Origin of the sequence: Stenotrophomonas sp. DR822, assembly GCF_019793815.1 — a bacterium.
Taxonomy (GTDB): Bacteria; Pseudomonadota; Gammaproteobacteria; order Xanthomonadales; family Xanthomonadaceae; genus Stenotrophomonas; species Stenotrophomonas indicatrix.
Genome location: NZ_CP081826.1, coordinates 2,773,750 through 2,781,693, shown reverse-complemented (window position 1 = coordinate 2,781,693; position 7,944 = coordinate 2,773,750). Strand labels below are relative to the sequence as shown.

Genomic DNA, 7,944 nt, shown 5'->3' with positions numbered 1-7,944 from the left:
TCCCGGGGTACGGTGATCGCGACGGATTGTTCCGGTCGTTTTCGGCATTGTCCCGGTCTGGCGACGGTCCGACCGTGCAACAATACTGCACCGTCCAGTCTGCTTATGTTCAGCAGTCTGACCCGATGCTTCAATGTCGAAAAAACGTTAAGGGTGCCCATGTCGGCTTCCACTCCCAGTCTGGTGCAGTTGTCCAACGTCCGCATCGACCGGAGCGGGCGCACGATCCTGCGCGACGTTTCGCTGCAGGTGCCCAAGGGCAGCATCACCGCGGTGCTCGGTCCGTCCGGCAGCGGCAAGTCGACCCTGCTGGCGGCGCTGACCGGCGAACTGCGTCCGGTTGCAGGCGACGTCACCCTGTTCGGCAAACCCATCCCGCAGCGTACCGCCGAGCTTCTGGAGATGCGCAAGAGCGTCGGCGTACTGCTGCAGGGCAATGGCCTGCTGACCGACCTGACCGTGGCCGAGAACGTCGCCCTGCCGTTGCGCACCCACACCCGCCTGCCGGCACCGGTGCTGCGCCGGCTGGTGCAGATGAAGCTGCATTCGGTCGGCCTGCTGGCCGCCGCCGATGCCTGGCCGCGTGAGCTGTCCGGTGGCATGGCCCGGCGCGTGGCACTGGCCCGCGCGTTGGCCCTGGACCCGCCGCTGATGATCTACGACGAGCCGCTGACCGGGCTGGACCCGATCGCCTCGGGGGTGATCATGAGCCTGATCCAGCGCCTCAACCACAGCCTTGGCCTGACCAGTATCATCGTCAGCCACCACGTGCACGAGACCCTGCCGATCTGCGACCAGGTAATCGCGATCGCCAATGGCGGCATCGTGTTCCAGGGCACGCCGGAGGCGCTGCAGACCAGCCAGGACCCGCTGCTGCAGCAGTTCCTGCATGGCCAGCCCGATGGTCCCATCCCGTTTGATGCCGCACCGCGCGCGAGGGTTGCCTGATGCCGTTCGTGCAAGCCACCCGCTCGCTGGGTCGTGCCGGCCTGTTCTCGCTGACCGTGCTGCGCGGTTCGCTGCCGACCCGTGATTTCCTGGCCGAGCTGACCCGCGAGATCTACAAGATCGGTGCGCGTTCGCTGCCGATCATCGCCGTGGGCGGCGCCTTCGTCGGCCTGGTGCTGACCCTGCAGGGCTACCGCACGCTGACCACCTTCGGTGCGGCCGACGCGCTGTCCACCCTGCTCGGCCTGTCGCTGTACCGCGAACTGGCACCGGTGCTGACCGCGTTGCTGTTCATCGGCCGCGCCGGCAGTTCGATCGCCGCCGAGCTGGGCCTGATGCGCGCCACCGACCAGATCAAGGCGCTGGAACTGATGGCCATCGATCCGGTGGCCAAGGCCGTGGCGCCGCGCTTCTGGGCGGCGGTACTGACCGTGCCGCTGCTGACCGGCATCTTCTGTTCGCTGGCGATCAGTGCCAGCTACTTCGAAGCCGTGCACGTGCTGGGCCTGGACAACGGCGTGTTCTGGTCGGCGCTGCGTGGCAGCGTGGACTTCTGGGATGACTTCGGCGTTGCGATGCTGAAGTCGGCGATCTTCGGTGGTACCGCGGCCCTGGTGGCCGCCTATGTCGGTTTCCACGCCGAACCGACCATCGAAGGCACGTCCGTCGCCACCACCCGTGCGGTGGTCAACGCCTCGCTGCTGGTGCTGATGTTCAACTTCGTACTGTCGGCAATGTTGTTCACCTAACCCCTCCATCGGCGGTGCGCATCGGCGCGCGGCCACCACGACTGATCAGGTAATCCACATGGCCATCCGCGGTCCCAGACTCGAATTCTCCGTCGGCGCCTTCCTGCTGCTGGCCCTGGCCTCGCTGATGGTGCTGGCCGTGGCCTCGACCAACCAGCGCTGGAGCTGGGGTGGCGAAGGCTATGAACTCAAGGCACGCTTCTCCCAGGTCGGCCAGCTGCGCAAGCAGGCGCCGGTGAAGATCGGTGGTGTCACCGTCGGCCAGGTCGCAGCGATCGATCTGGACCCGGTGAAGTTCGAATCGATCGTGACCCTGCGCATGGACAGCAAGGTCAAGGATCTGCCGGCCGATACCTCGGCGGGCATCTTCACCAGTGGTTTGCTCGGCGAGAGCTATATCGGTCTGCAGCCCGGCGGCGATCCGGACGTGCTCAAGCCCGGCGAGGAGATCGTGTTCACCCAACCGGCCGTGGACCTGATCCAGCTGGTCGGCAAATACATGTTCAGTGGCGGCGCCGGTGGCGGCGCTGCCCAGAAGCCCAACGATGGCGCGCAGGCGCCTGCAACGGAACCGCAACCATGAAGATGAAACTGATCCCGGCCCTGCTCGCCTCGTCGCTGCTGCTGGCCACCCCGTTCCTGGCCCAGGCACAGGCTGCCGCCCCCGCTGCTGCCGCCCCCCAGGGCCAGGCCGGCAAGGTGGTGATCGACGCCAGCACGCGCATCCTCACCACCCTGCAGCAGCGCCGCGCCGAGTTCAGCGGCAACCCGACCAGCCTGCGCAGCTATATTGACAGCGAGCTCAACCGCACCTTCGACCGCGACTATGCCGCGCGCCTGGTGCTGGGCACGCACGCCCGCGGCGCTGCGGACGCTGACATCAAGCTGTTTGCCAATGCGATGGCCGACAACCTGATGCAGCGCTACGGCTCGACCCTGCTCAACATCCAGGGCAAGCCGAGCTTCCGCCTGAAGGGCGAAAGCCCGCTGCCGGGCAACCGCGGCGTGCGCGTGAGCACCGAGCTGGTGCGTGCCGGCAGCGAGCCGACGCCGGTCGAGTACTGGATGCGCAACGAAGGCGGCCAGTGGAAGATCTTCGACGTGAACATCGAAGGCATCTCCTACGTGCAGACCTTCCGCAACCAGTTCGATGCCCCGCTGCGACAGAAGGGCATCAAGCAGGTGGCCGCCGAACTGCGCAGCGGCAGCATGCAGGCTGGGCCGGCCGGCAATGGCAAATAAGGCGCTGGCGCTGCTGGAAGGTGACACCCTGCGCCTGCGCGGGGTGCTCGACCGTGCAGCGGTGATCGCGCTGTGGCCGCAACTGCAGGCCCTGCCGGCGCAGCTGTCGCGGCTGGAACTGGCGGAGGTCGAGCGCGTGGACAGCGCCGGCCTGGCGCTGTTGGCCGAGCTGGCCGCGCGCGCGCGCCAAGGCGGCCATCCGCTGAAAATCGCCGGCGCCCCCGCCGGCTACAACGAGCTGAGCGCGGCCTACCGGCTGTCGCCCGACCTGGACTTCAACGCTACTTCTGCTGCGAGCTGACATGAACGTCGTGCGCGTTTTCCCTCTGATCCTCCTGGCCGCCGCGCTCAGCGCCTGTGCCGGCAAGCCGGCGCGCAGCGACGCGCCGACCGCCGACACCGTGGTGCCGGCGACGAACACCACCACGGTCGACAACGCTGCTGGTGCGGATGCGCCTGCTGCGAGCGTCGCAGCCGACGCCCCGGCAGCGCAGGCAACCGCGCCGGCACCGGCTACCGCCTCGCAGGGTGCAACCGGCAGTGAGGCCACCGCCGCCGCACCGGGCGGCGATGACGACTTCGACGCGCTGTACGGCGCCAATGGCAGCACCACCAGCACCACCGCGTACGACCCGTGGGAACCGTTCAACCGCAAGGTGCACGGGTTCAACAACGCCGTCGACCGCGGTATCGCCCGTCCGCTGGCAACCGCCTATACCCACGTGGTGCCGCGCTTTGCCCGTACCGGCGTGAGCAACTTCTTCAGCAACCTGCGTGCGCCGCTGACCATCACCAACCAGCTGCTGCAGGGCCGCCCGGCCGACGCCTGGGACAGCCTGGGCCGGTTCCTGATGAACAGCACGCTGGGCATCGGTGGCCTGTTCGATCCGGCCAGCAAGGCGATGGTGCCCCGTCGCAACGAGGACTTCGGGCAGACCCTGGGGGCCTGGGGCTGGCGTCGTTCGCGCTACGTGGAACTGCCGTTCTTCGGCCCGCGTACCGTGCGTGATGTGTTCGGCCTGGCCGGTGACATCCCGCTGTCACCGATCCGCCGCATCGAAAGCGACAAATACCGTATCGGTCTGCAGGGCCTGCAGCTGGTCGATACCCGCGCGCAGCTGCTGGCGATCGACGACCTGCGCGATACCGCGGTGGACGAGTACGCCCTGGTCCGCGATGCCTGGATGCAGCGCCGCAACTACCAGATCGAGAACGACCTGCGTGGCAAGCGCGAGCGTGGCAGCGACGATGCGAACTCGCCGATCCCGGTCGATGCGATGCCGATGCCGCAGTGGACCAATTGACCGCTGCCGGCAACGCATGAAAAAACCCCGCCTCGGCGGGGTTTTTTGTTTTACCGGCAGGTGCCAACCTTGGTTGGCACGTCGTCTTCAGGCCGCCAGCGCCGCCTCGACCGCTTCGCGCAGGCGCGCGTCATCGGCAGCAACGTCCGGGGCGAAGCGGGCGATGACCTTGCCATCGCGGCCAACCAGGAACTTCTCGAAGTTCCACAGCACCGCCGGTGCCGGGTGGATCGGAATCTCCTTGCTGGCAAGGCGCTCGCGCAGCGGGCCTTCGCCGATCGCCTGCGGCTGCGCGGCGGTCAGCTGCTGGTACAGCGGGTGGGTATCTTCACCGGCCACGCTGATCTTGGCGAACATCGGGAAGCTCACATCGTAGGTCAGCTGGCAGAACTGCTGGATCTCCGCCTCGCTGCCCGGCTCCTGGCCGAGGAAGTTGTTGGCCGGGAAGCCCAGTACTTCCAGCCCCTGCGCGTGCTTTTCCGCATACAGCGCCTGCAGGCCTTCGTACTGCGGGGTCAGGCCGCACTTGGACGCCACGTTGACCAGCAGCAGCACCTTGCCCTGATAGTCGGCAAGAGAGGACGGCTGGCCGTCGATGGTGGTGAGGGGAATATCCTGGATCGAGGTGCTCACGCGGGGCTCCGGCTACAACGGGGAAAGGCCCACCAGCATACCGCCGCACGTGACCGGTAGTGCCGGCCGCTGGCCGGCAGTCTCATGACTCTTCGGGAACGGTCGTGCAGCTGCCGGCCAGCGGCCGGCACTACCGTCAGTCGACGCAGAGGGTGCCTTGTGCCTTGCCACCGTCGATGCGTTGCCGGCAACCGAAGTTCTGGCTGACATCACGCTGGCAGGTGCCGGTTGCCACCGCGCCTGCGGTCACCTCGGCGGACGCCAGGCACTGGCCGCTGCAGTCGCTCTTGCTGCTGCAGGACTTGCCGGCGTCGGCATAGGGAATCACGCACTGCACCCGTTGCAGGCGGCCCAACGGCTGCAGGGTACCGCCCGCCGCGCGGCAGTCCACATCGCGTGCTTCTTCATAGGCTGCAGCGGCTTCAGGGCTGTCGGCCACCGTGGCTGCCGTGCCTGCGTCTTCACTGGCCGGTGGGGTGCTACTGCAGGCGGCAAGCAGTACGCCCAGGGCAAGGCTGGCAAAGAGATGGAAACGCATGGCGGTACCTGATCGAGGTGGGCGCCGGCCAGCATACGCACAGCGCCATGCATGCGGCGTGTCAGCCCCGCTCAGGCCTCTTCGCCCTCATTGCCTTCTTCGCTCCCCTCCTCGGGCAGCAGGCTGTCGGGAAGCAACTGCCGACTCTGTTCGGCCGGCAGCGACTCTACGTCCCGCAGCTTCCGGGCAATGGCACGCGTGCGTACCCCCGTCTGGTCAATCTGCTTGCTGGCCTGGTCGAGCTTGGTCTTCACGCTGTCGAGCACGCTACCGAATTTACCGAACTCGGTTTTGACGGCGCCCAGCAATGTCCACACTTCACTGGACCGCTGTTCGATGGCCAACGTACGGAAACCCATCTGCAGGCTGTTGAGCAACGCGGTGACGGTGGTCGGCCCGGCCACCACCACCCGGTGCTCGCGCTGCAGCAGGTCGACCAGGCCCGGGCGCCGGATCACTTCGGCATATAGTCCTTCGGTCGGCACGAACATCACCGCGAAATCGGTGGTGTGCGGAGGCACGATGTACTTTTCGCAGATCGACTTGGCCTGCACGCGGATCGCGCGTTCCAGCTGGATGCCCTGCAGGCGCACGCCCTCGACATCGCCCTGTTCCTGCGCATCGAGCAGGCGCTCATAGTCTTCGCGCGGGAACTTGGAATCGATCGGCAGCCAGACCGGCGTGTCGTCGTCGCGACGGCCCGGCAGGCGCACGGCGATGTCGACCATCTCGTTGCCGTCAGGACGTACCTTCACACCGCGTGCATACTGTTCCTGGGTAAGAGTCTGCTCGAGGATGTTCTCCAGCTGTACTTCGCCCCAGCTGCCGCGGTTCTTGACGTTGGTCAGTACCCGCTTCAGATCGCCCACGCCGGTCGCCAACTGCTGCATTTCACCCAGCCCGCGCTGCACCTGCTCCAGCCGTTCGGACACCAGCTTGAACGAATTGCCCAGCCGTGTTTCCAGCGTGGACTGCAGCTTCTCGTCGACGGTGTGGCGCATCTGCTCGAGCTTCTGCGCGTTGTCGGCCTGCAGCGCGCGCAGCTGTTCTTCCAGGGTGGCGCGCATTTCCGAGATGCGCTGTTCGTTGCGCTGGGTCAGTTCCTGCAGGCGCAGGCCCAGGCTCTCGGTCAGGCGCTGTTGCGACTGCGCACCCTCTTCGCGGCCCTTGCGGGCATCCTCTACCAGAGCCTGTCGGAGCGCACCGAACTGGGTGTCGGTACGCGCGGTCAGTTCCTGCAGCTGCTGACCGAAGGCATGGATACGTGCCTCCTGCTGCTGGCCGAATACATCCAACTGCACGCGCAGTTCCTGCAGGCGTTCGCCCAGTGAGGCGGCACTGCGCTGCTGGCTGTCGGCCGCCTCGGCGCGGGCCTTGCGTGCGTCTTCGCTCAGCGCTTCACGCAGCAGGTCCAGGCGCTGGTCGGTGCGGGTGGACAGATCGGTCAGCGCGCGCGCGAACCCATCAAGCTGCTCGCGCAACTCGCTGCGCCCGGCACGTGCTTCATCACGCACGGCCTGTTCCAGCCGGTCGTGGGGCGGGCGGCGCAGCAGCGCCACCAGTTGCAGGATCAGCACGACCAGCAGCAGGCCGGCGACAAGGAGGAATTCGGTTTGCATGTGGCAAGTGTAGGCTGGCCCAGTCTCACGTGCTGAAACGAACCCATGTTTGTACTGTACGGAAAGCCCACCTCGATCAACGTGCGCAAAGTGCTTTGGCTGTGCGCCGAACTCGATCTGCCGTTCTCACATGATCCGGCACCTGCGCCGGAGCGCTTGGCTGCGCTGAATCCGAACCGACAGGTACCGGTGCTGCGCGACGGCGACTTCCTGCTGTGGGAGTCCAACAGCATCTGCCGCTACCTGGCCACCCGCCAAGGACGAGTCGATCTGCTGCCGTGCGCTGCACAGGCCCGTGCCTTGGTCGAACAATGGATGGACTGGCAGGCCAGCGACCTCAACAGCGCCTGGCGCCACGTGTTCATGGCCCGCGTGCGCCAGCACCCCGACTTCGCGGACGACGCACGCGCCGAGGCAAGCGTGGAGCAATGGAACCGCCTGATGACCGTGCTCGACCACCAGCTTGCCGCCAGCAATGCCTACGTGGCGGGCACCGGCTTCAGCCTGGCCGACATTGTCCTCGGCCTGTCGACACAGCGCTGGCGCAGCACCCCCGGCAACAAACCTGTGCTGCCCCACATAGACGCCTGGTTCGAACGCCTGCGCCCCCGGCCCGGCTTCGCCGAGCATGTAGACAACGGCGTGGCGTAGCACGCTTGCTTGGCTTCATCCACGCATGGCGTGGAGCTACTGTGTCGACCAAGGTCGACACCTACCAACAGCGGCGGGAAACCGTCGAAGGCGGGGCGGTGTGGGTTGGCAGGACCGTTGGCGCCATGGGCCCGAGGCATGCCTCGGGCGGGTTGGGCAGGACGCCCAACCCCGGTCTTGCCGTGCGCGCAGGACAGCGCACACGAGCAAGGCGCCATCGAGCCCCCAAGGACGGGTTTACGGCGTGTCCTGCCTGCCCA

The 7,944-nt window shown here is 66.9% G+C and carries 9 protein-coding genes and 1 pseudogene; 7 read left to right on the top strand and 3 right to left on the bottom strand.

Features of this window, described 5'->3' with window-relative positions; all coding sequences use genetic code 11:
* Positions 1-159: 159 nt before the first annotated feature.
* From K5K93_RS12830 to K5K93_RS12805, 6 genes and pseudogenes are all read left to right on the top strand, one after another.
* Positions 160-948 (top strand): ATP-binding cassette domain-containing protein, encoded by a 789-nt coding sequence (locus tag K5K93_RS12830; RefSeq protein ID WP_025875633.1) that lies wholly within the window; start codon positions 160-162, stop codon positions 946-948.
* A complete protein-coding gene (locus K5K93_RS12825; protein WP_006404088.1) occupies positions 948-1,697 on the top strand; it encodes an MlaE family lipid ABC transporter permease subunit in 750 nt (249 codons plus the stop codon). Before K5K93_RS12830 ends, K5K93_RS12825 begins: the two co-directional genes overlap by 1 nt.
* Before the next feature lie 58 nt (positions 1,698-1,755).
* A pseudogene (mlaD, locus tag K5K93_RS12820) lies at positions 1,756-2,220 on the top strand (outer membrane lipid asymmetry maintenance protein MlaD); the annotation flags it as partial.
* 56 nt (positions 2,221-2,276) lie between these two features.
* Positions 2,277-2,939 carry an ABC transporter substrate-binding protein gene (locus K5K93_RS12815; RefSeq protein ID WP_222388089.1) on the top strand — a complete coding sequence of 221 codons (663 nt, stop codon included), beginning with the start codon at positions 2,277-2,279 and terminating at the stop codon, positions 2,937-2,939.
* Positions 2,929-3,240 (top strand): STAS domain-containing protein, encoded by a 312-nt coding sequence (locus K5K93_RS12810; RefSeq protein ID WP_093820414.1) that lies wholly within the window; start codon positions 2,929-2,931, stop codon positions 3,238-3,240. The genes K5K93_RS12815 and K5K93_RS12810 overlap by 11 nt, the downstream gene beginning before the upstream one ends.
* A gap of 1 nt (position 3,241) precedes the next feature.
* A complete protein-coding gene (locus tag K5K93_RS12805) occupies positions 3,242-4,243 on the top strand; it encodes a VacJ family lipoprotein (RefSeq protein WP_222388088.1) in 1,002 nt (333 codons plus the stop codon).
* An 87-nt stretch (positions 4,244-4,330) separates the two neighbouring features.
* On the opposite strand, the gene K5K93_RS12800 is transcribed toward K5K93_RS12805, so the two are convergent.
* The 3 genes from K5K93_RS12800 to rmuC all read right to left on the bottom strand — a co-directional run bounded on the left by K5K93_RS12800 (position 4,331) and on the right by rmuC (position 7,033).
* Entirely contained in the window at positions 4,331-4,876 is a 546-nt protein-coding gene (locus tag K5K93_RS12800; RefSeq protein WP_093820410.1) for a glutathione peroxidase, read from the bottom strand.
* Between the two features lie 136 nt (positions 4,877-5,012).
* Positions 5,013-5,414, bottom strand: coding sequence for a hypothetical protein (locus K5K93_RS12795; RefSeq protein WP_033832628.1), 402 nt, complete (start codon positions 5,412-5,414; stop codon positions 5,013-5,015).
* Positions 5,415-5,485: 71 nt separating this feature from the next.
* Positions 5,486-7,033, bottom strand: coding sequence for a DNA recombination protein RmuC (gene rmuC, locus K5K93_RS12790; protein WP_222388087.1), 1,548 nt, complete (start codon positions 7,031-7,033; stop codon positions 5,486-5,488).
* Positions 7,034-7,078: 45 nt separating this feature from the next.
* Between rmuC and K5K93_RS12785 the strand changes: the two genes are divergently transcribed.
* Positions 7,079-7,684, top strand: coding sequence for a glutathione S-transferase N-terminal domain-containing protein (locus K5K93_RS12785; protein WP_222388086.1), 606 nt, complete (start codon positions 7,079-7,081; stop codon positions 7,682-7,684).
* Positions 7,685-7,944 lie beyond the last annotated feature (260 nt).